We start from the raw sequence: 25,380 nt of genomic DNA on the forward strand, positions 1-25,380 counted from the left end.
TTAGATATAATAGTGTGAGAATTAAGAGCTTGATTTATCCATGTCTGGCGCATGAAAAAGCGCAAGTAGCTCATCAACTTTATTACGACCGTTACCATTACGGCTAATGGTACGCTTTACTTTAACCACATTAAGATCCGCACCGTGATACAACCGACGTGTCAAGGTAGTGTCGTGGTTAGAAATCAACACAGGAATGCCACGTTCAGTCGCTGTTCTTTCAGCAATGTCGGCTAATGCAGCTTGGTCGTCCAACGTGAAACCATTACCTGCGTATGAGGTGAAATTTGCCGTATTTGAAAGCGGCGCATAAGGTGGATCGCAATACACGACGCTCCCTTTGCGCGCACGACGAAATGTTTCAGGATAACCTTCACAAACAAACGTAGCTTTTTTGGCTTTTTCTGCAAAAAACTCCAATTCCGCCTCAGGGAAATACGGCTTTTTGTAAGAGCCAAACGGTACATTGAAGCCACCTTTTTTGTTGTAACGGCATAGGCCATTAAAACCAAAGCGGTTCATATACAAAAACGCTAAAGAGCGGTACATCACGTCATCGGTTTTATTAAACTCAGCGCGAATGTGTAGGTAGGCTTCTTTGCGGTTGTTCTCAGCGACAAACCAACGCTTCGCTTCAGAGATATACTCTTCAGGGCGTTCTTTCAGCAGGTTGTACAGATTGATCAAATCTGGATTGATATCTGCAAGTAGATAATGGTCATAATCGGTATTCAGAAACACTGAGCCCGCACCAACAAAAGGTTCAACTAGCTTTCGAGCCGGCGGCAAATGACGTTGGATGTCTTCAACCAGTCCGTATTTTCCTCCTGCCCATTTAAGAAAGGCTCGTTGCTTTTTCATCTACTGCTCTATCTATCGACCAAAAATTAAGGCTGCGGAATGTAACATATTTTTCAGGGAAGCTCAGGTTTATTTCACTCGTTCAATTTCACGGTGAACCTGACGGAGTGATTTTGCCCAAGGACTCACCGACTTAACCGAATCTGGCAAGCTTGCGACGGCATCACGAGCCATTTGAATTGTCGGATAATCTTGATATGTGATGATATACCACTCGGTGTCATTACGAACGGTAGGATAAATTCGCACTTGATTATTCAGTTGATGCTCATTGAGAAAGGATTGTACATCTTCCATTGAGGTCATAGCCGCGAGTTGTAAAGTATACGCTCTTGGCGATAGCGCTTTTAGTTCTTCACGAGCAAATGAAAATTTCACAACAGGTTGGTTTGCCTCACCCTCTTCTGACTGAGCAGGTGCTTGCGTCATATCTTGATTCGGTTTTACGACTTTAATCAAAGGGGAGCTAGTTTCATCGGCGGTTTCTGTCTTCTCAGTACCTACGACATCATCAATCGCTTTTGTGTCTGCTGAATCAGCTTTACCTTCAAGCAATGCATCGACCACATTCGACTCAATCACCACTCTTTGTTGATTGTCATCACTGCCTACGCTCGCTACTTCTTCTGTCACAGCTGGCGGTAATGAATCAGAATCATCAACCGCACCAGACTTATCAAGACTGCTAGAGCCATCGGTTACAGGTTGCAGTGAAGACTGCGCTGCACTGACTCCTGACTCTTCAAAAGTTGGAATAGCCGTTTGCTCTAAACTGCCAGCAATTTGCTGCGCTTTATCATCAGGACTTGGTTGACTAAGCATCCACCAATAGCCACCAGCAGCAAGCAACAGTAAGACTAATACCACCAACGCAATATTCAGGGGTGAACCGACAATCGAGCGGATAATGATCCTTTTTTCCACTTTCATCTCTCCTAACGCCATGATGTCACCCGGTACTGGGTCGACTTTTTTAAATGCATCTCGAACCCGTTTCTCAGACTCATCATCGACGTAGCGCGCAACAAGTGACTCAAAGAAACGACGAGCTTCCACTTCGGACAACATATCAATATCAAGCTCAACAGGCTTTATCTCTTGTCCATAACTGAGACGTGCTAGCAAACCGTCTAAACGTCCAGACTGTGTAAACAGTAAGACATTGATGGTCCAATTTGGCTTATGGTGCGCCTCTAAGACCAGCATCCAAAGCTCAGAGATAAGTGTCTCACTCAATAAATGCGCATCATCTACAACAATTGCAATGTCACACGCCTCATCACCTAAAAGCCTTTCAAGGCTATCAAGTAAAGGCTCTTGCTGATTAAACAATGCGTCTGAAACCAGTTGACTCAAAATAAGGACGCGATGCTGCACATCGTCTTGATTAGAATGACAAAGTAACAAACATTGATTCTTGTTACTGGCACCCACTTCAAGGTATCGCTGCGCTAACCAAGATTTCCCGTACCCATCATGACCATTAATCGCAATGAGATTGGAACCAAAGTTAGTCAGTAGACCTAATCTATCAAGCAACTCGATTTGAGAATCTAATTCCAGTACGTGAGCAACACTCATCTAATAACCTTAATACACTACAAGAATGACGCCCAAAGGCGCCATTACAAGGTTAAATATCGCGACCGAAGTCTATTGCCTGCTTGAGTACGTCTTGCGTCGTATCAGCAATTACCTCGGCAGTGCCAATGCCTGTAGGCAAAACCAATCGTAATTGACCAGAGAGGACTTTCTTATCTCGCATCATGTGCTTGATGAAGTCATCGAAATTCATACTGTCTGGAGTATGCACAGGCAGTTTTGCACGACGCAAAATCGCAACAATACGCTCAAATTGCTCTTCCGAGATCAGACCGCGTAGATGCGACGTTTTGGCCGCCATAACAGTGCCGGAAGATACCGCTTCACCATGCAGCCAATTGCCATAGCCAAGTTCCGCTTCAATCGCATGACCAAAGGTGTGACCTAAGTTAAGCAAAGCACGGATGCCCGATTCTTTCTCATCCTGAGCCACCACTTCCGCTTTTATTTCACAGCAACGTGCGATCGCATAAGTTAGTGCTTCTTCATCCAACGCATACAAGCGCTCAAGATTGTCTTCTAACCATACAAAAAAATCTGCATCGTAAATAATGCCGTACTTAATGACTTCGGCGATACCCGCAGCGAACTCACGTTCAGGCAACGTCGACAGGCAGTTCGTATCAATGATCACGGCTTTAGGTTGGTAAAACGCACCTATCATGTTCTTACCCAACGGATGGTTAACCGCGGTTTTTCCACCAACCGAAGAGTCCACTTGGGATAGTAATGTGGTCGGTATTTGAATAAAGTCGACCCCACGCTGGTAACAGGCAGACGCAAAACCCACAAGGTCGCCAATAACACCACCACCTAACGCGATGATCACAACATCACGAGCATAACTCCCTTCCAGTAAGAAGTTCATTACTTGATTAAATACATCCAAGTTTTTGTACTGTTCACCGTCAGGCAATTCTAACAAGGATGCACTACAACCGAGCTGCTCGAGTTGCTTTAAAATTTTGTCTGCATACAAAGGCGCCACTGTGACATTACTGATCACAACAACTTTTTGTTTTGCATTTTTGTTTGAGAGAACTTGAGAGAGGTACGCCGGGTCCTCAAATAACCCGGCGCCAATAGAGATTGGGTAGCTACGCTCAGCTAGGTTGACCGTAATCCGTTCCATCGGTTTGCTCCAATTAAAAAAAGATAAAGACTTATCTCTCTTCTAGCATTTTTACGATCTGGTTGGCTACCACTTTTGCACTTTGATCGTCAGTGCGAACAGTGTAATCCGCTACTTCTTCATATAAAGGATTACGTTCTTCAGCTAATTGCTCCAGTACTTCGCGAGGGTTATCCGTTTGAAGTAAAGGACGCTTCTTGTCGCGGTTTGTACGCGCAAGTTGCTTTTCAATCGTCGTTTCTAAGTAAACAACAACACCACGTGCCGAAAGACGATTGCGGTTTTCTTTGCTCTTAACAGAGCCACCGCCAGTCGCAAGCACGATGCCTTGCTCTTGTGTTAGGTCTTCAAGTACCGCTTCTTCACGCTTGCGGAAGCCTTCTTCACCTTCTACATCAAAAACCCAAGAGATGTCTGCACCAGTGCGTTCTTCGATCACTGTATCGGAGTCAACAAACTCCATATGCAGTTGCTGTGCTAGATGTCTACCAATTGTACTTTTGCCGGCGCCCATTGGGCCAACAAGGAAAATATTACGTTTCTCAGCCATGTTTAGCAGTAATTTACAACATTGATTCAATAAGATCGCCACAAGAAAACACAGCTAAACTGCTGTTCTACAAGGCTTGTGGCACCAGTTCCTCACAGATAATTCGTGATAAGACCCGAAATTATCCAAGCATGGTGCCACTATTGCAACTTTATTTTTGATTTAATCAGTTTTTCCCGAGACAGAACTACTGAATCACCACCTTAGGCGTGACGAAAATTAACAGCTCACTTTTGCCAACATTCTCATAACTTCGACGAAAAAGAGCACCTAATAGCGGCAGGTCGCCCAACAAAGGCACTTTGTCCACCGAGTTAGTAATGCTGTGCTGAAAAATACCACCAAGAACGACCGTTTCACCGTTATTCACTAACACTTGCGTCCCGATACGTTGAGTATCAATCGCAACAGCTTCACCAGTGCCTGTCTTCACGACTTGTCCTGGTCTATCTTGCGTGACACTTAAATCCAATACTAAGCGGTTATCCGGTGTGATTTGCGGGGTTACCTTCAAACTTAATACCGCCTTTTTGAACGTCACCGTCGTTGCACCACTTGATGATGACTCTAGGTAAGGAATCTCTGTACCTTGTTCGATATAGGCAGGTTTCTTATTGGTAGTGATCAAACGTGGGCTCGAGATAATCTCAGCTTTAGACTCTTGTTGCAGCGCAGAAAGTTCCAAATCAAGTAGTGTGTCTGATCCTAACTTCGCAACTTGGAAAGCAAGACTGGTCGCATTCGGGCTGGTTGCAGCTAAGTTTACATTAAGGAAGTCATCGATCCCCACTCCATCAGCGTCACCACCGTCGTCGTCCCCTTCTCCATTATAAAGACCGATCGTGGCGAGGTTGTTCTCAATAGAACCACCCACTGTATTACTGCCATTAATAGACGTAAAACCCCAACGAATCCCTAACTCGTCCATGTTACCTTCATTGATGGTCACAATACGCGCCTCAATTTGAACCTGTTTAACTGGAATATCCAAAGACTCAATAATTTCTCGAATCACCTCGATGTTTTCAGGTAACTCTCTAATCAATAACGAGTTAGTTCGCTCATCAATGGTCATACTGCCGCGCTCTGACAGCATGCTGATATTTCCTTCACCATTGATCATCTCCGCAATGTCTGATGCTTTAGCAAAATTAACTTTGATGATTTCAGATGAAAGCTCTCCCATTTCTTCCGTCAGTTTTTGTTTTTCTAACTGCTGCTTCTCACGCAAGTCCAGCTCATCAGTCGGAGCAACTAAAATCACGTTGCCATCAACACGCTTATCTAACCCCTTAACTTGCAAAATAATATCCAGCACTTGCTGCCAAGGGACACCATCAAGACGAAGCGTGAGGTTGCCTTCTACAGAGTCGGAGACAACCAAATTGAATTGGTTGTAATCAGCAATAAGCTGCAAGACGTTTCGCACAGGAATATCTTGGAAGTTAATCGAAATAAGCTTACCTTCTCTTTCTAAAATGCTTTTATCTGGGGCTTTCTCATTGGGTTTGATCTTCGCTACTTTGATTTCCAAAAAACGCCCCGTTAAACGGTAATCATGCATGTATTCTTCATTGATGTGCGCAACCAAGCGCGTCGTCGAGGTGTCGCGAAACACTTCTACGCTCTCAACCACAGTCGAAAAGTCTTTCACGTCTAGGAGATACAATTGCTCGTCTTTTACTGAAGTGTTAAGCAAATCGATACTTAACCCTTCCTGTACACGCTTGATATCTACAATCGCGGCCGGTGACGCCAATTCGACGACAATCACGGCGTCTTTATCTTTATTAGTTCGAAAGTCGATACTTTTTAGGGCATTGGACGAAACTTCTTCAGCTGCCGCTAAAGGGGCTAAAAATACAAACAACCATAAGGAGAAGAGCCCAGTAAGTATCCTTGGTGTACGTGTTAATCCTTGTCTCATTTTCATTACTCAATATCAAAAATAAATGGGGCTATCTCAAAGCCAACTTAACTTTACGTTTTTGCCAACATCCTAAGCCGTCGGGCAACGTTTCATTAATCAACAAGTAGGAGTGGCTGACATGGGTCACTTTGCCATTATTGCGTCCGAGGTATTGACCCGGCTTAACTTTATAGACGGTGCCATTGGGAGCCTGAACAAGGCCAGAAACCGTGTTATCCATGCCCATGACACCTTTCAAACGTAATTGGCTTAATGGGAATTTTTCTAATTTACCAGTTCGCCTTCTTGAGGGCGGTTGCCAACAATCTTTTCTTGCAACTGGCTGAGTCGCGATAGTGGCTTCTTTGGGTAATTCAAAGGGTGCACGCTGTACTTCCGGTGCGTACGTGACTGCAACATATTTGTCTGCGGGCTTAAGCTTCTCGACCTCTCGACGCGCCTGTGTTTCCACTCCTCGAATAAAATCCGTCAATGATTCATCATTCGCCTGGCAACCCATCAATAGAGAACCCATCAGTACCAGCAACAAAGACTTACTTGTCATTTTTCGTCTCCTCCGGCTTAAACTGATAGGTGTTAGCGCGCACCCGAAAGTGCAGGGTTTCACTCTCTTGGCTGACACGTTGCCAAGTCACATCTTTAAACGTGATGATTCGAGGTAGCGTCGCTATTGCCTGAGAAAAATGGCCGATGTCATGAAAGTCGCCCGTTAACTCTATGTTTAAAGGAAGACGATAAAGGAAGTGCTCTGATTGTTTTTCGCCCCAGTCGATTCGGGTGAAAGTCAGCTTATTGTCGATGCCAAGCTCATTCACTGAAGCGAGCATTGTAGCCAGCTCTTTTTGCGCAGGCAGTTGTTGCAGTAATAACTCGTAACGAGTGGTAAGTTCATCCAATTGAGATTGAAGCTGAGGCAACGCTGCCACTTTGTTCGCTTTGATCTTCAATGCCACCTTGAGTGTCTGCTCCTGCTGAATCAAGTGATTCAACTGTTCTTCTTTCGGTTTAAGGTAAAACCAATAACCTAAGCCTTGAATCGCCATGATCAGAAGTACGATTACTACAATCTGGGGCAACAATGGCCACTCGGCCATTTCATCTATTTCGAGATCCTGCCAATCAACCACGTTGAGCCTCCAATTTCTTCTCCGTTACTTTGAACATGAAAGACACTTTGAATGTTTGAAACTCTTTCCCAAAACGGGCTTTGCCGTGAACGATGGAATGCATTTCTACGTCGTTCAACTTGGCCGAGCGCTCCATGTTGTCCAGCATCGTGGCAAGTTTTGGAGTGCTATCAGAGATCCCAGAGATCTCAATTTCCAGATCATTCATTTTGATCTTGTCGACATATACACCTTCAGGGATAACGGCAGGCATTAAGTTCATGAACTCGGTCGTTTTGTTTCGTCCGTTTTGTAAACCTTCAACGACCTTTAGACGTTCGAGGATTTTGCTGTGCTCTAGCTCTGCAATTTTCATTGCTTCAATACGCTGGTCGAGTTCGGCAATGTAGTGAGTGAGGTAATCGAGCCGCTCCTGTTGTTGATCTTGTTGGTACTCAAAAAACTTTCCAATACCCCACTGGATGCCAACAGCGACCAACATGCCTAATGCGACCAAACTGATGAAACGATGTCGGTGCTCTTCTCTTTGATTCTCTCGCCAAGGAAGTAAATTAATGCGATAAAGCACGGGCGCCTCCTAGCCAATGAATGCCACGAACGGCCAGTCCGGCTGCTGTTGAGAAATGCTGCCAATCCACAGCACGACGCTTACGCTTAGACACCTTCATCTCAAATAGCCCTAGCGGATTTAGCAATTCACACTCTAACGACAATTGTTGAGACAACTCCTCTGCGAGCATGGGAGTGGAGGCCCCTTCCCCTGATAACCAGATACCCTTGATGTTTTGTGAGCCATTGATTGAGGTATAGAGCTGCATCTGGCGCTTTACTCGCTCTACGATTTGACGGTTAAACAGCTCTGTTTTCTCCTGAGCATCATCGGACAGAAAATCGACTGGAGAAGCGCTGTTTACTCCGCGTGTGCCGTAAGCAAACTCTTTGTGAAACAGTTCACCTTGTTCGGTAAACATGGTGAAGGAGCTCGATAAGGTGCCAATATCGAGTAAGCAGTATTTGTTTTTGTCAGGAAAGCGATCGGCGGTGAGCTTCCAGATATGACCAAGGCTTTGCGAATGCACGTCCACTAAAACAGGTTTTAGTCCGGACTTTTGTAATGCATCGACTCGGCCTTCTACCACATCTTTTCTTGTCGCAAACACTTGATAGCTATCACTGCCACTCTGCCCGCCCTCAGCGCGAAGACGAACGAAGTCTAAACTCAGCTCTTCGACAGGGAATGGCGATTGATGAGAAAAGGCTTGTATCACTGCAAACTCAACTTCACTCTCTTCAAGATTTTGTTCTATTTGCAGTTTCTTGCTAATTACCGAGTTATCAGGAACTGAAATCGCAACTTTTTTAGCGCCAAAAGGCAGTTCTTTTTTTATCTGCTTGAGGGTCTTTACAATTTCTTGATGATTTATGGTGTTATTTTCAGCGACAATACCTTCCTTTAGTAATATTTCTTTGTAACCCAACAGAGCGTAATTGTTGCCTGTGGGTTTAAGTACTACGGCTTTGAGGCTGTTATGGCCTATATCGATGCCGGTAACGATTAGCTTATCCATCTCTTACTCTCGCTCCGAAATTTCTTCGTGCAAAGGTTGTTATTAGCATCCAAATAAGAGTTAATATCTCTTATGTGCTAAATTTTTGACCTAAGAGTACAAGGGTTTGCCGTTACACAGCCTCAACCAATCAGGGATTCTCCGGTGAAGTTCATAAAGCGTTTATTATTTTTAACATTGATTTGCATAATTCTTGGAGTCACCACAATATTTGGCTTCTATCAGTACGTGAAGCCTGAATTGCCAGATGTTGCAACTCTAAAAGACGTTGAATTACAAACACCTATGAAGGTGTTTAGTCAAGACGGGAAGCTGATCGCACAGTTCGGTGAAAAGCGTCGTATTCCTGTTACTTATGACGAAATTCCTCAAGACTTAATTCACGCGCTCATCGCAACCGAAGATAGCCGTTTCTACGAGCATCCCGGTATCGACCCTATCGGCATCACTCGTGCAGCTGTTGTTGTTGCGGTTTCAGGCTCGGCTAAACAGGGTGCAAGTACGATTACGCAACAGCTAGCTCGTAACTTCTTCTTATCTAATGAGAAGAAGATCATGCGTAAGATTAAAGAGATTTTTATTGCTATCCATATTGAGCAGCTTTTAAGTAAGCAAGAAATCATGGAGCTTTATGTCAATAAAATCTTCCTTGGTTACCGCTCATATGGCTTTGGTGCTGCCGCTCAAGTGTATTTTGGCAAGAGCCTTGATGAATTGACGTTAAGTGAGATTGCAACACTCGCTGGTATGCCAAAAGCGCCATCAACCATGAACCCAATTTACTCTCTTGAGCGCGCAACAAAACGCCGTAACGTTGTATTAATGCGAATGCTTGATGAGAAATACATTACACAAGAGCAGTATGACGAAGCACGCAATGAACCTATTGTGGCGCGTTATCATAGCGCTGAAATTGAGCTTTCAGCGCCTTACGTAGCAGAGTTGGCTCGTGCATGGGCAGTAAAAGAGTACGGTGAAGAAGAAGCTTACACCTCTGGCTTGAATATCTACATGACTGTGGATTCTAAACTGCAAGATGCTGCAAATACGTCTGCGGTAAATAACCTCTTGTCATACGATGAACGTCATGGCTACCGTGGTGCAGAAAGTGTGCTTTGGAAAGAAGGGGAAGCAGCCTGGGGCAATGAGCAAATAGAAAAGCACCTGAAGAAACAGCCAACTTATGGTGACCTTTACCCTGCGGTTGTGACGAAAGTCGATGATAAGACGGCGCAAGTATGGGTTAAGAACCATGAAGAGCAAACCATCCCTTGGACTGGAATGCACTGGGCGCGTAAGTACATTACCGATAACCGCCAAGGCTCAACACCAAAGTCAGCGCATGATGTGCTAGCGACAGGTCAACAAGTTTGGGTTCGCGAAGTAAGTGAAACCGATGAAGATGACAACACAACACTGAGCTGGAAACTGAGCCAAGTGCCGACAGCAAACACCGCGTTTGTTGCGATGAACCCAGAAAATGGCGCGATATTGTCGCTGGTTGGTGGTTTCAACTTTGTTCACAGCAAGTTTAACCGTGCAACCATGTCAGTGCGTCAGGTTGGTTCAAGTATCAAGCCTTTCATCTACTCGGCAGCAATTGACAAAGGACTGACTCTAGCCACTTTGATTAACGATGCGCCGATTAACAAGTGGGATGCAGGTTCTGGTTCAGCTTGGCGACCAAAAAACTCACCACCGACTTATGGTGGTCCAACGCGTCTTCGCCTCGGCTTAGCTCAATCAAAAAACGTCATGGCAGTACGTACACTCCGTGAAGTTGGCCTCGAGGAGACACGTCAGTACCTTACTCGTTTCGGTTTTGATATTAACCAAGTACCACGCTCTGAGACCATCGCACTCGGAGCTGGCAGCTTAACACCAATGAAAGTGGCACAAGGTTACTCTGTGTTTGCAAACGGTGGTTATTACGTTGAACCATTCTATGTAGAACGCGTGGAAGATGCATTCGGTGAAGTACTGTTTAAAGCCAATCCAAAGAGTGTTTGTCATAAGGATTGTCCACAAATGAGCGAGCAGCCAGAAAATCGCTACGCTGATGAATTTGGCGAACAAGACGTCGCAATTGACGGCCTTGCAACAGACAATGCCCTTGAAAATGATGAACCTCAATATGCACCGCAAGTTATCTCCGAACAGAATGCATTCTTAATGCGTGAGATGATGTACAGCAACATTTGGGGTGGCGGTAACTGGCGTGAAGGCACAGGTTGGAATGGTACAGGCTGGCGCGCGCAAAAACTTGGTCGTCGTGATATCGGGGGTAAAACGGGTACAACGAATGATTCCAAGGATGCTTGGTACAATGGCTATGGACCTGGTGTCGTTGCGATAGCTTGGGTTGGCTTTGATGATCACTCACGTGCACTTGGCCGCACCACTGTTAACAGCAACCTAGGGCAAGGCCAAATTTCTGGTGCCGAGTCGGGTGCGAAAACCGCAGAGCCTGCTTGGATTGACTTCATGCGTGTTGCGCTAGAAGGGACGCCGGAGCAAGGTAAAAATATTCCAGAGGATATTATTCGAGTTCGTATTGATCGCAACAGCGGTATGCTAACGCACAAGGTAGATAGCACATCAATGTTCGAATACTTTGAAAAAGGCACGGAGCCTACCGAATACGCTGGCGACCGTTTAGAAGATAGTATTTACTCTTCAGGCTCTGGCGCAGAAGAACTGTTCTAAATCACAAAAGCACAAGGGAGAGCATCAAGCTCTCCCTTTTTTATGTCTGCTTCTTATGCTGCAGCATTCAATGATGGATAAGAAGCCAACACCTCTTTAATCTTCGCTGCTAAAGCTTCAAACCTAGCTCGTAATGGTGAGCCCGGACGATATACGAGAACGATATTACGCGAGGGTGTTGGGTTAACAGCTGGTACGTAGCATACGCCATCTTTTTGCTTCTCATTAGGGATAGAAAGCTGAGGCAATAACGTAATCCCCGCACCGGCAGCAACCATATTGCGTAACGTCTCCAAGCTGGTGGCTTTAAAACGCTCATCGTCTTTTGCACCAGCGGCAAAACAAAAACCTAACGCTTGATCTCGCAGACAGTGGCCGTCTCCCAACGCTAAAACGGTTTTACCATTCAGCTCCAACATATCAACATGGTCGAGAGAGGCCCACTCGTGGTCACATGGCACTGCGACACTTAATGGCTCTTGATACACTTCGATCTCTTTAAATGGCGCAGTTTCATCAACCGAAGCTAAAACTAAGCAATCTAGTTTGCCTTCTTCCAATTGACGCACTAATTGATGTGTTTGAGCTTCGTGCAGAAATAGCTCCAGCTCAGGAAATGCTTCTTTTATCTGCGGCAGAATTTTGGGTAGTAGATAAGGCCCAACCGTCGGGATGAAACCAATATGCATCGGTCCAGTCATGGCTCCGCTTTGACCGCTTGCCATATCTCTGAAGGTTTTCACTTCACTTAAGATGCGTTTAGCCTGCTCCACCAGCTGTAACCCTGAATCGGTAAACAAAACACGTCGGCTGCTTCGCTCTAAAAGCGTGGTCCCGAGTTCGTCCTCTAGTTTACGAATTTGCCCACTCAATGTTGGCTGGCTAACAAAACATGCCTCTGCCGCTTTGCGAAAGTGCTTATGTTCCGCAAGTGCAACTAAGTACTCAAAATCTCGAATATTCATACTTCACGCTTCGCTTCTTTAACAATAGCTAATACCTATCAAAACCATAACACCAAACGATTAGAGCTATCAAAGGATTTTTACAATAATGGGCTCAACAAAACGAAACAGAGCGACGAAAAACGCTAAGCTCTATACGCATAATTTAAAATAGTTAAAGGAAATCATTATGTTTGTATCTAAAGAAGGTCAACAAGTCCCTCAAGTTACTTTTCCAGTTCGTCAAGGTGACTCTTGGGTGAATGTAACGACCGATGAGCTATTTAAAGGTAAGACCGTTATCGTATTTAGCTTACCGGGTGCATTTACTCCAACCTGTTCATCAAGCCATCTACCTCGTTACAACGAATTGTTCCCTGTATTTAAAGAGCACGGAGTGGATGAGATTATTTGTATCTCGGTCAATGATACGTTCGTGATGAATGCATGGAAACAAGACCAAGAAGCAGAAAACATTACCTTCATCCCGGATGGTAATGGTGAATTCACCGATGGCATGGGTATGTTAGTGGATAAAAACGACATCGGCTTTGGCAAACGTTCATGGCGTTACAGCATGTTAGTAAAAGATGGTGTAGTGGAAAAAATGTTCATTGAGCCAAACGAACCAGGCGACCCATTCAAGGTGTCAGACGCAGATACGATGCTGAACTACATAGCGCCTGACTACAAAACGCAAGAATCCATCACGGTGTTCACTAAACCAGGCTGCCCTTTCTGTATGAAAGCGAAACAAAATCTGATTGACCACGGTCTTCAATATGAAGAAGTGATTCTGGGTAAAGACGCAACAACAGTTAGTCTACGAGCTATATCTGGTCGCACGACTGTTCCACAAGTCTTTATCGGTGGCAAGCATATCGGCGGTAGCGAAGAGCTAGAAGCGTATCTAGGCTAAGCTGTCCATAGCCTACACCCTCGGTCTCCGGTGCCTTTTGGCTCGGAGGCCAACCCTAAACCACTTCTTCTACTAGTCTAGATAAGTAGTCATCTGCCACTAAGGTGACTACTTATCCAGATTCAACTATCCAATTCACTCTCCAAGCTCAATGTAGCTAGCTTGGCTTAAAACAAAAGCGAGAGTTCACGATGAAACAAGTAAATGTCGACGTAGCGATTATTGGTGGCGGTACGGCTGGTCTTGGTGCTTATCGAGCAGCAAAAGCTCATACCAACAGCGTGGTAATGATTGAGGGCGGTCCCTACGGAACAACCTGTGCTCGTGTCGGATGCATGCCGTCTAAGCTGTTAATTGCGGCAGCAGAAAGTGTTCATCAAATCGAAAAAGCACCTGGATTTGGGATACACCCGCAAGGTGAAGTACGAATTAACGGACGAGAAGTTATGGATCGTGTAAAGCGCGAACGCGATCGTTTTGTTGGCTTTGTGCTTGAAAGTGTCGATGATATTCCCGCTGAAGACAAACTATCGGGCTACGCGAAGTTTGCCGATGACCACACTCTCATCATAGATGATCATACTCAGGTCACCGCACAGCGCATTGTTATTGCGACAGGATCTCGTCCAGCATATCCGGCAGCTTGGAATGAACTGGGTGATCGCCTAGTGATTAACGATGATGTATTTGACTGGGATGACTTACCAGAGTCCGTTGCAGTATTTGGCCCAGGAGTCATCGGCCTTGAATTGGGTCAGGCTTTACACCGCCTAGGAGTAAACGTGAAGCTCTTTGGCCTTGGAGGACAAGTGGGCCCACTGACAGACCCAGAGGTGATGGCGTATGCAGATAAAGCCTTTAAGGAAGAGTTCTACCTAGATGCAGATGTAAAAGTCGAAAGCATGAAACGCATTGCTTCGTCAGACAATGACGGCGAAGACAAGGTCGAAATCCAATTCATCAACCATGATGGTGAATTAGAAACTTTCGTTGTCGATTACGTATTGGCCGCAACGGGTCGTCGTCCAAACGTCGATAAGCTGGCGATCGAGAACACCAATGTGGCTCTCGATGAACGTGGCGTACCAACGGCGGATCACTACACATTGCAAACTTCGGTAGAGAGCATCTTCATCGCAGGTGATGCAAGTAACCAAATTCCACTGCTGCACGAAGCCGCTGACCAAGGCCGTATTGCTGGAGACAACGCAGGCCGTTTCCCAGATATTCGTGCGGGTCTGCGTCGCTCACCAATTTCAGCCGTGTTCTCCGACCCTCAAATTGCTATGGTTGGCGAAACATATAAACAACTAGAAACACGTCTAGGCACATGTGGATGTTTCGCAACCGGTGAAGTCTCGTTTGAAAATCAAGGACGTTCGCGCGTCATGCTTCGTAATAAAGGCATTCTGCATGTCTACGGAGAGCAAGGCACTGGACGTTTTTTAGGTGCAGAAATGATGGGCCCGAATGCAGAGCATCTTGCTCACCTTTTAGCATGGGCGCACCAAAATAGGATGACGATTTCTGAGATGTTAGATATGCCCTTCTATCACCCAGTGATTGAAGAAGGCGTCCGCACCGCTCTACGTGATTTGAATGCAAAACTACACTTAGGGCCAGAAATGGTGAAACATTGTCTTGACTGCGGCCCTGGCTGCTAACGCTTTCAGGCTTCTATCTAAATATAAAGCAAAGCCTCGTCATCAACGAGGCTTTGCTTTACTACTTCGGTGCAATGAAATCTCTCTTACGCTGCCATCATTGCATAGCGGCTGACCATACAAATCGCGACAACACCGATCATAAAGAACCCACCAGCGATACTCAGCGCAAGTTTCAACTCTGTCGACATCATTATATTTCCTGTTAAAGACTGACAGCACACCATACATCAATTACGTGCCACAAAGCTTTTACAAAGCTAACTTTCCATTTTTGGTTGTGTCATGGCGCTCTAAGCCCGTGTAAGAAACGCTTTCCACCATTTAGTTAGATATATAATCTGAAGCAACACTAATGGTTTGGAAAACACTATGACTTGTCGCCGCTGCGAGGAACATTGGTTTTGGAAAAAACTTGGACGTTGCCAACGATGCTTGGATCAATTGACGGTACTTTCTGTACTGTGTTGGATTGTGTGGTGGTTTACGCTCAAAGATGATCCACAAAGCATCGAGTCGATCGCTTTGATCTTTGCCGGCTTCGCTTTCAACGTTTTGTTGTTTCTACACTTATGGATGCGTTTTGTCATCTTGCCTTGGCAACGTCGAAAGGGACAAAAAAAGGCCAATAAAAAAGAGAAAAGTGACAGATAGAAAAAAGCCCCAAAACCAATGTCAGTTCTGGGGCTCTCTTAGATTCTTCTAAGAAAAAGCAGTGGTACTTTAATAGACCGGGCTTCCTCTCAAAGGTTCCAAATTTTTTCGATTTTTTTAGCGAATACTGATGTAAGTAAACAGGAAAATGACTATGTCATTGAATGCTAATAAAATCACTCCACAACTTCAGTTCATGCCACATGCGTTTTTTGGATCACTTGCTCCATTAAATTGATCTCAAGCGCTACCTCATCACATGCATGTTGACGTGGGCACTGATCGCAATCTTTCAGAACTTTCTCCGGCAGTAATGACTTCGATGTCGGTAAAAAGCTTTGCTTCATAAAGAACTCAGGCGTTCGCGTTAGAACAAAGACTTTCTTGATCGCCATCTGGCGCGCTTTCTCAACCAAATAGTTCACAATCGCACTGCCCTGCCCTTGGCCTTGCCAGCCCGCTTCGATACCAAGAGAGCGTATTTCAGCCAACCCTGAGTCATACACATATAGAGAAGCGCAACCCGTCACTTCACCATGATGCTCAGCCACCGCGAAAGAGCCAATATCTCTCACGAGCTCATTACGAGAGCGCGGAAGATTCTCACCAAGGTTCGCCCAGTAAGCAACCATACCTTCCAGCGTTTCAATGTCCGTCAAACGTGCAGGACGCACTTTCACCGCCGAGCTGTCACGCTGGCTCAGGCGCTTATCCGCTTGTTCTACCGCGTAAGCGACCTGGTGAGGCGAAACACCCCCCAAAGCACAACGCTTTTCCAAACACGAATCGATAGTCAGAATGTCATACACATCATCTTCAATCACCTCAGAGAAGGCTTTTAGCTCTTGCAGAGACAATTCTTCCAGCGCACAGCCTTTAGCAATAGCACCAACGACCGCGACACCGACGATGTGGTGAGCTTCACGGAATGGGATGCCTTTCGCCACTAGGTAATCAGCCAACTCAGTCGAGTTTGCGTAACCTTGTTTCGCCGCTTCTAGTGTGCGCTCGCCATTCACTTTAATACCGTCAAAACACAGAGCTGCCATTTCCATGCAGTCGTTCCATGTATCTAAAGCGTCAAACAACCCTTCTTTATCTTCCTGCATGTCTTTGTTGTACGCCAATGGCAAGGCTTTAACTGTCATCATCATGCTCGATAATGCGCCATAGACACGCCCTGTCTTACCACGGATCAACTCAAGTGCATCTGGGTTTTTCTTCTGTGGCATTAATGACGAACCAGATGTCACCGTATCCGCTAACTCAATGAAGTTTGACTCGCCTGAATTGTAGAAGATCATATCTTCTGCAAGACGAGAAAGGTGAAGCATAGAAATCGACGCCACCGACATCAGTTCCATCACATGATCACGATCTGAAACCGAATCGAGTGAATTACGCGTAGCACGGTGGAAACCGAGATTATGTGCTAATTGTTCGCGATCAATCGGATAAGCCGTTCCCGCTAACGCCCCCGAGCCAAGTGGACAAGTGTCGAGACGCTGTAAGGCATCATTCAGACGAGAGTAGTCACGCTCGAACATTTCAACATAAGCCAAGCACCAGTGAGCAAAGGTTACGGGTTGAGCACGCTGAAGATGAGTATAGCCTGGCAATACGGTGCCTTGGTGCTGTTTAGCAACATGGACCATTTGTGCTTGTAGGCGATCTAAAGCAATCAATAATTGCTGACCTTGCTGACGACACCAAAGTTTCAAGTCTGTGGCGACTTGGTCATTCCGAGAACGCCCAGTGTGGAGTTTTTTACCTAAATCTCCCACTTTACTGATTAGCTGCTGTTCAACCCAAGAGTGGATATCTTCTGCATCAGAGCGAAGAATTTGGTGAGGGTCTTCCATCACTTCTAACTTCAGCTCATTTAAAGCAAGTTCCAGTTTCTGCTGTTCTTCTGCCGATAGCACATCAACAGAAAGCAGAGCTTTAGACCATGCGATTGAACCTACGATGTCTTGCTCAGCCAATCGGTAGTCAAAACGCAACGAATCATTGAACTCTTTAAATCTGGTGTCTGCCGCTTGGGTAAATCTTCCGCCCCATAATGCCATTGCGTCTCTCCTGATGACTATTGCTTACTCTAACGTTCTCGAATGAGTAGTAACCAATTTGATGGTCATTTGCTCACTTTTTCTTATGGGTCAACGTTACGGCAATTTCGATAAAAAATAAAGTATAAATTCAATATTTTTACATATATATTCAAACAAACTTTAGATACTCGCTTTTAGAAACCAAAAGACCCGCCTATAAATGGCGGGTCTTTATTCAATCCAAGATGGATGTTAATGGATTATTTCTTCTGGCTGTTCAATGCACGAATACGGCTTGATAGCGAGTAAAGACGGATGAACCCACCTGCATGGCTTTGGTCGTAAACTTCATCTTCACCAAAAGTCGCGAACTCTTCTGAATACAAGCTGTTGTCAGAACGTTTTTGCGTCACTGTCGCTTGACCTTTGTAGAGCTTAACAACCACTTCACCGTTAACGTCTTGCGCTAGCTCTTCTGAAGCGGCAAGGATCGATTTACATAGTGGCGTAAACCAACGGCCATCGTATACAAGGTGAGACGCTTTTAGACCTAGCTCCTCACGGAATTCGAATGATGATTTGTCTAGCACAAGCTGCTCTACAGCACGCAGCGCTTCCATCATGATGGTGCCTCCCGGTGTTTCATAACAACCACGAGACTTCATCCCAACAAGACGGTTTTCCACGATATCGATACGGCCAACACCGTGCTTAGCGCCCTTCTCGTTTAGGTAAACCAGTGCGTTATATGGTGTCATCACTTCACCATCAACTTCGACCACTTCACCTTTTTCTACTTTCAGCGTGACGTATTCCGCTTCATTTGGCGCTTGCTCTGGGTCGACAGTCCACACCCAGCAGTCTTCGTTTGGTGCGTTCCACGTATCTTCTAAAACGCCGCCTTCCGTCGAAATGTGCCATGCGTTTGCATCACGTGAATAGATCTTAGTAAGAGACGCAGAGCAAGGAATATTACGCTCAGCTAGGTAATCCAAACACTCTTCACGGCTCACTAGGTCCCACTCACGCCAAGGTGCAATCACTTGTAAGTCCGGTGCTAGTGCTGCAAATGCACCTTCGAAACGCACTTGGTCGTTACCTTTACCTGTACAGCCATGACACAGTGCGTCCGCGCCCACTTTACGTGCCACTTCAACCTGCGCTTTAGCAATGATTGGACGCGCCATTGATGTACCTAGCAGGTACTTACCTTCGTAGTACGCGCCGGTTTTTAGTGTCGGGTAAATGTAGTCTGCGACCATTTCTTCTTTCAAGTCCGCGATGTAACACTCAGAAGCACCAGAGGCTTTTGCTTTCGCTTCAATGCCTTCTAGCTCTTCGGCACCTTGACCAACATCGGCAACGAAAGCCACTACTTCACAGTCGTAGTTCTCTTTTAGCCACGGGATGATTACTGAAGTATCTAGACCGCCTGAGTATGCGACTACCACTTTATTTACGTTCACTTTGCTCATGTTTTTTCTCCAAACTTAACTGGCGCTGCGCTCGGCGGTCAGTGCCAACTACGACTTCCTAATATTGAATTCTTTTGCTGATGCTTATTGAGGCAAGAATTGAGTACCAATACTTTCACCAGCGAATAACTGTGCTAATTTTTCTGGGTAACGCCAGGTCGCGACTTCAATTGGACGGCCAAGATCATTGGCGGCCTCCAAAGCAGCTTTAACTTTGACGATCATGCCATCGGTGATCACATGTCCATCGATCAACGAGTTAGCTTGCTGCTCTGACAGGGTTTTGATCAAATGGCCTTTTCCATCTAATACACCACTCACGTCTGATAACAGGACTAACTCCGCATCTAATGCGCCCGCAACCGCGACTGCTGCTTGATCAGCATTCACATTCATCATCTGGCCATCTTTGGTTAAACCAATTGAACTGATGATCGGCAGTGCACCTGTGTTTAGCACCGCTTGTAATAGTGCTGAGTCACCCGGTGATGCTTTGCCTACCGCGCCGAGTTCTGGGTCAAGTTCTTCAACAAGACACAAACCACCATCCGCAAGGCTAAGGCCCACAGCGTTAAGACCGTCCGCAATCGCTTGACCTTGAAGTAACTTATTCGCAGTGCCTGCAAGCGCGCCTGCAATCACAGGAATTTGATCGTAAGGTGTTACGCGTAAACCGTTTTTCTTTACGGTTTCAAGCTGAAGCTTTGCCATCAACTCATCAACTAGGTAGCCACCGCCATGAACGATGGCGATTTGTCGCTGTGCCGATTTTTGGTAAGCCGCAATGGCACCAAAAAGTTGGCTTAAGGTTTGAGTGCATGATAGAGCTGCACCACCTAGCTTAATGACTAAAGGAGCTTGATTGGTTTGCGTCATCGCATTTCCCTCTTTCAACGACTACAGCAACGCTGTCAGTTCTGGGTAACCGTAATGAATATTGAGACATTGCATCGCTTGACTCGATGCACCTTTAAGTAGGTTGTCGATAGCTGAAATCACAATGATGTGTTCGCCTTGTACCTTCCAGCCGATATCACAGAAAGGGGTATTTTCGACATCCTGAATACGTGGAATACCGTCGCCTTTAAGACGCACCGCAGGCTTGCCTTGATAAGCTTGTTCAAACGCCTGTGCCACTTGTGCTTCTGTCACACCTTGCGCAAGCTTCATAGTGATAGTGGCAAGAATGCCGCGTTTAAAGTTGCCGAGGTGCGGAGTAAAAATCACATCGCAACCCAAGTGCTGAGCAATCTCTGGCTGGTGACGATGGTTAAATACACCATAGGGTTGCAAGCTCACTTCACAGAAGCTGTTAACCATGGAGGCTTTACGCCCTGCACCTGATACACCACTGGTTGCGTTGATCACTGGCCATTGGTTGGTATCGAGCAACGCATGTTCTAATAAAGGTTTGATTGCAAGCTGTGAAGCGGTTGGGTAGCAACCTGCTACTGCAATCAAAGGAGTGGTTTTTATTGATTCTTGGTTCCACTCAGCTAAGCCGTATGCTGCTTTATCTAGCCAGTTGTTATGTTGATGTGCGAAGCCATAAAAAGTGTCGTAAAAGCCTTCACTTTTCACACGGAATGCACCCGATAAATCGAATACCTGACAGCCTGTCTCCAAGAAAGTTGGGGCTAAATCATGGCTGACTTCGTGAGTCGTTGCCAAAAACACCACGTCCGATTCTTGAGCGATTTGCAGTGGATCCGTTAGTGGTAAAACTGGCATATCAATGATGCCCGCTAGCTTACCGTGCAGCTGCGCGATGCTCTTTCCCGCATCAACACTGTTGGCGGAAACGTATAAACCTGATAGCGTGAGTTGTGGGTGTTTATTAACCATTAACGCTAACTCTGCGCCGGTGTAACCGCTGGCTCCAATAATCGTGGTTTTTAGCATTGTGTAACATCCATATACTTAAAGGCTCAAATGACTATTCATATTTAATTTTTGCTTTATTTTGATTTTTTATTCATTAAATATGATTTAATATGTGTTTTACATTTTTGTGGTCTGTCTGTCAACAGGAGATTTGAAGAATCCATGCAATTACCAACTTTTCTAGAGGTCTATGAAGGACTCATCAGCACCTCTTCTATCAGCTCCACGGATCCGAGCTGGGATCAGGGCAATGCAAAAGTCATCGAAAAACTCGCATCTTGGTTTAAAGATCTGGGTTTTAGCGTTGAAGTGATCGAAGTCGAGCCAGGCAAGCACAATATGATCGCACGTATGGGAGAGGGAGAAGGTGGCCTTTTACTTGCTGGCCATAGTGATACCGTGCCATTCGATCAAGGGCGATGGAATTTTGATCCGCATAAACTGACGGAAAAAGACAACCGCTTCTACGGTTTAGGCACAGCAGACATGAAAGGCTTTTTCGCCTTTATTTATGAAGCAGTGAAGAAAGTCGATTGGAGCAAGCAGAGCAAACCACTTTACGTATTAGCCACTTGTGACGAAGAGACCACCATGTTGGGCGCGCGACATTTCACAGCAAACGCCCCATTTAAGCCGGATTACTGCATCATTGGTGAACCCACCAGCCTTGTGCCAATTCGAGGTCATAAAGGGCATGTGGCAAATGCCATTCGCGTAACAGGCAAGTCCGGTCATTCATCGGACCCAGCGCTTGGCGTTAACGCTATTGAGATCATGCATGAAGTCATGTTCGCCATGATGCAACTGCGTGACAAATTGATTAAAGAATATCACCATCCGGGTTTTGCCATTCCAAGCCCTACCCTAAACCTTGGACACATTCACGGTGGTGACAGCGCTAACCGTATTTGTGGTTGCTGTGAGCTGCATTACGACGTGCGTCCTCTTCCCGGCATTAGCCTTGATGGTTTAGAGAACATGTTGCGCGGAGCATTAAAAGAAGTCGAAGCGAAATGGCCTGGGAGACTGGAGATTATTCCATTGCATGAGCCTATTCCGGGTTACGAATGCCAACATGACCACCCATTTATTGGTGGTGTTGAAGAGATCTGCCAAACCAGTTCAGAAACCGTGAACTACTGTACTGAAGCACCATTTCTACAGCAGTTGTGTCCAACCTTGGTGCTCGGCCCTGGGTCAATCGACCAAGCCCATCAACCGGATGAGTTTCTATCCTTCGACTTTATCGACCCCACAATTGATGTGCTTTCAAAGGCGATGGTCAAGTACTGCTGTTAATACCCGTTTAAGCTCGAAAGTCTGTGCAGCTCGATTGAGCTGCATCTTTTTATCTTCACAATTTAGCGCTAGTCTTAACACTTATTTAACTTGTTATTTTGTAATTAATTTTCACTTCTTACTCTATGGCTGCCGTAAATTTGCTCTAAATCAGGAGACAGCGGAATAATTGCAAACTTAGTCTGCTTTATTTGACTATAACTGGTGCTTTTCGCTAGATTGGAGTCTTAACAAGGACAATGGATGTAGTTTTTTTACGAGGCAGGACGACAATGAACGAGAAATACGCCGCACTCAAAAGTAATGTGCGCATGTTAGGCCACTTATTGGGTAACACCATTCGCGATGCCCATGGCGAAGAAATCTTCGAGAAAGTGGAAACCATTCGTAAATTATCCAAATCAGCTCAAGCAGGGAATCAAGCAGACAGGGACAGCTTGATCGAAGAAATCAAACATCTACCTGATGAGCAGCTAACGCCCGTTACTCGCGCGTTTAACCAATTTCTAAACCTCACCAATATCGCTGAGCAATACCACACGATTTCACGCCATTGTGAAGAGCACATTTGCGAACCAGACGCGATTAACTCGCTGTTTTCTAAACTGGTACAAAACGATGTGAGCAAACTGGACACTGCCCAAGCGGTTCGTGATCTGAATATTGAATTGGTATTGACGGCTCACCCAACAGAAATTACGCGCCGCACGATGATCAACAAACTGGTCAAGATAAACGAGTGCTTATCAAAGTTGGAGCTAAGCGATCTTTCTTCTAAAGAGCGCAGAAAAACCGAACGCCGCCTAGAGCAACTGATTGCCCAAGGCTGGCATTCAGACGTGATTCGACAACAACGCCCTACTCCGTTGGATGAAGCAAAGTGGGGCTTTGCGGTCGTTGAAAACTCGCTATGGGAAGCAGTACCTGACTTCCTACGTGAGATGAATGACCGTCTAAAATCTTACCTTGGAGAAGGTTTACCCATTGATGCTCGCCCAGTGCACTTCTCCTCTTGGATGGGCGGTGACCGTGACGGTAACCCGTTTGTTACTCACAACGTTACGCGTGAAGTCTTACTTTTGTCTCGTTGGAAAGCCGCCGATCTTTATCTCAATGACATCAACGAGTTGATCAGCGAGCTGTCTATGACAGTTTCAAACGATCAAGTCCGTGAGCTTGCTGGCGAAGATCAGCACGAACCATACCGTGCGATCCTGAAGCAATTACGCACTCTGCTCAATGAAACCAAAGATATTCTCGATGCTAAGATCCACGGTCAAAAACTGGCCGTTAAAGCACCACTGCAAAAAGTCGAGCAACTTTGGGAACCGTTGTATGCCTGCTACCAGTCACTAAACGAATGTGGCATGGGTGTAATAGCCAACGGCTCATTACTGGATACACTACGCCGCGTAAAAGCATTTGGTATCCATCTTGTACGTCTTGATATCCGCCAAGAGAGCACGCGTCACTCAAACGTCTTGTCTGAACTAACTCGCTACTTAGGTATTGGTGATTACGAACAATGGAGTGAGCAAGATAAGATTGCTTTTCTAACTAACGAGCTGGCATCTAAACGTCCGCTTCTCCCTCGTGATTGGGAACCGTCTGAACCCGTCAAAGAGGTTTTGGATACCTGTAAGATTGTTGCAGCACAACCGCGTGAAGCGTTTGGCGCTTACGTTATTTCAATGGCACGTACCGCTTCTGATGTACTAGCCGTTCATCTACTGCTACAAGAAGCAGGTTGCCCTTACCGCATGGATGTGTGTCCTCTGTTCGAAACGCTAGACGATTTGAACAACGCAGAATCGGTCATTAAGCAGCTTATGGGGATTGACCTTTACCGTGGTTTTATCCAAAACCACCAGATGGTCATGATTGGTTACTCTGACTCAGCGAAAGATGCAGGTGTTATGTCTGCTGGTTGGGCTCAGTATCATGCGATGGAATCGTTAGTTAAAGTGGCTGAAGAAGAAGGCGTTGAGCTAACTCTATTCCATGGTCGTGGGGGCACAGTCGGTCGCGGTGGTGCGCCTGCGCATGCTGCGCTTTTGTCGCAACCACCAAAAAGCTTGAAAGGCGGTTTACGTGTAACAGAGCAAGGCGAGATGATCCGCTTTAAACTGGGACTCCCAGATGTCGCAGTAAACAGCTTTAACCTATATGCAAGTGCGATTCTGGAAGCCAACTTGTTACCGCCACCAGAGCCAAAACAAGAATGGCGCGACTTGATGGAAGTGCTATCAGAAGTAAGCTGTGAGTCTTACCGAAATGTGGTTCGTGGCGAGCCAGATTTCGTGCCTTACTTCCGCCAAGCAACACCAGAACTCGAACTCGGCAAGTTGCCACTTGGTTCTCGTCCTGCAAAACGAAACCCTAAGGGCGGAGTAGAGAGCTTACGTGCAATCCCGTGGATCTTCTCATGGAGTCAAAACCGTTTGGTACTTCCTGCATGGCTAGGCGCAGGTGAAGCGATTCAATACTCGATCGATAAAGGCCACCAAGCATTGCTCGAAGAGATGTGCCGCGAATGGCCGTTTTTCTCTACTCGTCTCGGCATGCTAGAGATGGTGTACTCGAAGTGTAATATTGATATCTCTCGCTACTACGATGAGCGATTGGTGGATGAGTCGCTCCGTCCACTCGGTGAAAAACTTCGTGCTCAGCTTCAAGAAGACATCAAAGCGGTACTGAATGTAGAGAACAACGAAAACTTGATGCAGCATGACCCTTGGGGACTCGAGTCGATTCGCTTACGCAATATCTACGTTGAGCCATTGAATATGCTACAAGCAGAGCTACTATACCGCACGCGTCAAACCGAAGAAGCTTCTGCAAACTTGGAAGAAGCGTTGATGGTGACGATTGCTGGTATTGCTGCTGGTATGCGCAACACAGGCTAATCGTTTCATTGACCCGTCCTGATATGGGTTAACACTTTTTAACTAAAACGCTCGATGTACTTCATCGGGCGTTTTGTATTTTAAAGCCGTATGAGGCCTCATTTGATT

20 protein-coding genes are annotated in these 25,380 nt (G+C 45.8%); 6 read left to right on the top strand and 14 right to left on the bottom strand.

Translation table 11 applies throughout. The features are described from left to right. Positions 1-21 precede the first annotated feature (21 nt). From R7E47_RS22145 to pilM, 9 genes are all read right to left on the bottom strand, one after another. Positions 22-861 (bottom strand): Dam family site-specific DNA-(adenine-N6)-methyltransferase, encoded by an 840-nt coding sequence (locus tag R7E47_RS22145; RefSeq protein ID WP_005382762.1) that lies wholly within the window; start codon positions 859-861, stop codon positions 22-24. A gap of 69 nt (positions 862-930) precedes the next feature. Beyond that, complete coding sequence (locus R7E47_RS22150) at positions 931-2,442, bottom strand: SPOR domain-containing protein (RefSeq protein ID WP_033907307.1); 1,512 nt, start codon at positions 2,440-2,442, stop codon at positions 931-933. Positions 2,443-2,494: 52 nt separating this feature from the next. Beyond that, positions 2,495-3,595 (bottom strand): 3-dehydroquinate synthase, encoded by a 1,101-nt coding sequence (gene aroB / locus R7E47_RS22155; protein ID WP_005381318.1) that lies wholly within the window; start codon positions 3,593-3,595, stop codon positions 2,495-2,497. 31 nt (positions 3,596-3,626) lie between these two features. Next, positions 3,627-4,145, bottom strand: coding sequence for a shikimate kinase AroK (gene aroK / locus R7E47_RS22160; protein ID WP_005381319.1), 519 nt, complete (start codon positions 4,143-4,145; stop codon positions 3,627-3,629). 187 nt (positions 4,146-4,332) lie between these two features. Beyond that, positions 4,333-6,078: a type IV pilus secretin PilQ gene (locus tag R7E47_RS22165; RefSeq protein WP_165439071.1), complete on the bottom strand. Its 1,746-nt coding sequence runs from the start codon at positions 6,076-6,078 to the stop codon at positions 4,333-4,335. A gap of 25 nt (positions 6,079-6,103) precedes the next feature. Next, positions 6,104-6,619, bottom strand: coding sequence for a pilus assembly protein PilP (locus tag R7E47_RS22170; protein WP_005382766.1), 516 nt, complete (start codon positions 6,617-6,619; stop codon positions 6,104-6,106). Then, positions 6,609-7,202: a type 4a pilus biogenesis protein PilO gene (locus tag R7E47_RS22175; RefSeq protein ID WP_005382767.1), complete on the bottom strand. Its 594-nt coding sequence runs from the start codon at positions 7,200-7,202 to the stop codon at positions 6,609-6,611. Before R7E47_RS22175 ends, R7E47_RS22170 begins: the two co-directional genes overlap by 11 nt. Beyond that, the gene (locus R7E47_RS22180; RefSeq protein ID WP_318085064.1) at positions 7,195-7,770 is read right to left on the bottom strand and encodes a PilN domain-containing protein; all 576 of its coding nucleotides are present in this window, start codon (positions 7,768-7,770) and stop codon (positions 7,195-7,197) included. Before R7E47_RS22180 ends, R7E47_RS22175 begins: the two co-directional genes overlap by 8 nt. After that, entirely contained in the window at positions 7,754-8,770 is a 1,017-nt protein-coding gene (gene pilM, locus R7E47_RS22185) for a type IV pilus biogenesis protein PilM (protein WP_005382774.1), read from the bottom strand. The genes R7E47_RS22180 and pilM overlap by 17 nt, the downstream gene beginning before the upstream one ends. 144 nt (positions 8,771-8,914) lie before the next feature. Between pilM and R7E47_RS22190 the strand changes: the two genes are divergently transcribed. Continuing rightward, positions 8,915-11,476, top strand: a complete 2,562-nt coding sequence (locus tag R7E47_RS22190; RefSeq protein ID WP_025768081.1) for a penicillin-binding protein 1A — start codon at positions 8,915-8,917, stop codon at positions 11,474-11,476. A 53-nt stretch (positions 11,477-11,529) separates the two neighbouring features. Here R7E47_RS22190 and oxyR read toward each other — a convergent pair whose 3' ends face one another. Beyond that, entirely contained in the window at positions 11,530-12,441 is a 912-nt protein-coding gene (gene oxyR / locus R7E47_RS22195) for a DNA-binding transcriptional regulator OxyR (protein ID WP_005381326.1), read from the bottom strand. Between the two features lie 169 nt (positions 12,442-12,610). Here oxyR and R7E47_RS22200 point away from each other — a divergent pair, with 169 nt between their 5' ends. The 3 genes from R7E47_RS22200 (at position 12,611) to R7E47_RS22210 (ending at position 15,657) form a co-directional block, all read left to right on the top strand. Beyond that, positions 12,611-13,339, top strand: a complete 729-nt coding sequence (locus R7E47_RS22200) for a redoxin family protein (RefSeq protein WP_054866559.1) — start codon at positions 12,611-12,613, stop codon at positions 13,337-13,339. A 191-nt stretch (positions 13,340-13,530) separates the two neighbouring features. After that, complete coding sequence (locus tag R7E47_RS22205; RefSeq protein WP_053304156.1) at positions 13,531-15,003, top strand: dihydrolipoyl dehydrogenase; 1,473 nt, start codon at positions 13,531-13,533, stop codon at positions 15,001-15,003. Between the two features lie 372 nt (positions 15,004-15,375). Continuing rightward, the gene (locus R7E47_RS22210; protein WP_025768083.1) at positions 15,376-15,657 is read left to right on the top strand and encodes a DUF3624 domain-containing protein; all 282 of its coding nucleotides are present in this window, start codon (positions 15,376-15,378) and stop codon (positions 15,655-15,657) included. A 194-nt stretch (positions 15,658-15,851) separates the two neighbouring features. Here the strand turns inward: R7E47_RS22210 and argH are convergent, their stop codons facing one another. The 4 genes from argH to argC all read right to left on the bottom strand — a co-directional run bounded on the left by argH (position 15,852) and on the right by argC (position 21,085). Continuing rightward, positions 15,852-17,726: an argininosuccinate lyase gene (argH, locus tag R7E47_RS22215; RefSeq protein ID WP_017633526.1), complete on the bottom strand. Its 1,875-nt coding sequence runs from the start codon at positions 17,724-17,726 to the stop codon at positions 15,852-15,854. A 242-nt stretch (positions 17,727-17,968) separates the two neighbouring features. Then, complete coding sequence (locus tag R7E47_RS22220) at positions 17,969-19,183, bottom strand: argininosuccinate synthase (protein WP_005381332.1); 1,215 nt, start codon at positions 19,181-19,183, stop codon at positions 17,969-17,971. Between the two features lie 84 nt (positions 19,184-19,267). Beyond that, the gene (gene argB / locus R7E47_RS22225; RefSeq protein ID WP_005381333.1) at positions 19,268-20,059 is read right to left on the bottom strand and encodes an acetylglutamate kinase; all 792 of its coding nucleotides are present in this window, start codon (positions 20,057-20,059) and stop codon (positions 19,268-19,270) included. 21 nt (positions 20,060-20,080) lie between these two features. Further along, entirely contained in the window at positions 20,081-21,085 is a 1,005-nt protein-coding gene (gene argC, locus R7E47_RS22230) for an N-acetyl-gamma-glutamyl-phosphate reductase (RefSeq protein ID WP_318085065.1), read from the bottom strand. A 144-nt stretch (positions 21,086-21,229) separates the two neighbouring features. Between argC and argE the strand changes: the two genes are divergently transcribed. Beyond that, positions 21,230-22,366, top strand: coding sequence for an acetylornithine deacetylase (gene argE / locus R7E47_RS22235; protein ID WP_005381335.1), 1,137 nt, complete (start codon positions 21,230-21,232; stop codon positions 22,364-22,366). A 272-nt stretch (positions 22,367-22,638) separates the two neighbouring features. Then, the gene (ppc, locus tag R7E47_RS22240; RefSeq protein ID WP_053307549.1) at positions 22,639-25,272 is read left to right on the top strand and encodes a phosphoenolpyruvate carboxylase; all 2,634 of its coding nucleotides are present in this window, start codon (positions 22,639-22,641) and stop codon (positions 25,270-25,272) included. The last annotated feature ends 108 nt before the right edge of the window (positions 25,273-25,380 follow it).

The sequence above is a fragment of the Vibrio sp. Vb1026 genome (assembly GCF_033338745.1).
Taxonomy (GTDB): domain Bacteria; phylum Pseudomonadota; class Gammaproteobacteria; order Enterobacterales; family Vibrionaceae; genus Vibrio; species Vibrio alginolyticus.

Excerpts from the sequence above, each read along its gene's own strand:
- argH (WP_017633526.1), bottom strand. The coding sequence starts at position 17,726 with ATGGCATTATGGGGCGGAAGATTTACCCAAGCGGCAGACACCAGATTT.
- argB (WP_005381333.1), bottom strand. The coding sequence starts at position 20,059 with ATGACGCAAACCAATCAAGCTCCTTTAGTCATTAAGCTAGGTGGTGCA.
- R7E47_RS22170 (WP_005382766.1), bottom strand. The coding sequence starts at position 6,619 with ATGACAAGTAAGTCTTTGTTGCTGGTACTGATGGGTTCTCTATTGATG.
- R7E47_RS22200 (WP_054866559.1), top strand. The coding sequence starts at position 12,611 with ATGTTTGTATCTAAAGAAGGTCAACAAGTCCCTCAAGTTACTTTTCCA.
- R7E47_RS22210 (WP_025768083.1), top strand. The coding sequence starts at position 15,376 with ATGACTTGTCGCCGCTGCGAGGAACATTGGTTTTGGAAAAAACTTGGA.
- R7E47_RS22165 (WP_165439071.1), bottom strand. The coding sequence starts at position 6,078 with ATGAAAATGAGACAAGGATTAACACGTACACCAAGGATACTTACTGGG.
- R7E47_RS22205 (WP_053304156.1), top strand. The coding sequence starts at position 13,531 with ATGAAACAAGTAAATGTCGACGTAGCGATTATTGGTGGCGGTACGGCT.
- R7E47_RS22220 (WP_005381332.1), bottom strand. The coding sequence starts at position 19,183 with ATGAGCAAAGTGAACGTAAATAAAGTGGTAGTCGCATACTCAGGCGGT.
- aroK (WP_005381319.1), bottom strand. The coding sequence starts at position 4,145 with ATGGCTGAGAAACGTAATATTTTCCTTGTTGGCCCAATGGGCGCCGGC.
- R7E47_RS22150 (WP_033907307.1), bottom strand. The coding sequence starts at position 2,442 with ATGAGTGTTGCTCACGTACTGGAATTAGATTCTCAAATCGAGTTGCTT.
- argE (WP_005381335.1), top strand. The coding sequence starts at position 21,230 with ATGCAATTACCAACTTTTCTAGAGGTCTATGAAGGACTCATCAGCACC.
- aroB (WP_005381318.1), bottom strand. The coding sequence starts at position 3,595 with ATGGAACGGATTACGGTCAACCTAGCTGAGCGTAGCTACCCAATCTCT.
- oxyR (WP_005381326.1), bottom strand. The coding sequence starts at position 12,441 with ATGAATATTCGAGATTTTGAGTACTTAGTTGCACTTGCGGAACATAAG.
- ppc (WP_053307549.1), top strand. The coding sequence starts at position 22,639 with ATGAACGAGAAATACGCCGCACTCAAAAGTAATGTGCGCATGTTAGGC.
- pilM (WP_005382774.1), bottom strand. The coding sequence starts at position 8,770 with ATGGATAAGCTAATCGTTACCGGCATCGATATAGGCCATAACAGCCTC.
- R7E47_RS22145 (WP_005382762.1), bottom strand. The coding sequence starts at position 861 with ATGAAAAAGCAACGAGCCTTTCTTAAATGGGCAGGAGGAAAATACGGA.
- argC (WP_318085065.1), bottom strand. The coding sequence starts at position 21,085 with ATGCTAAAAACCACGATTATTGGAGCCAGCGGTTACACCGGCGCAGAG.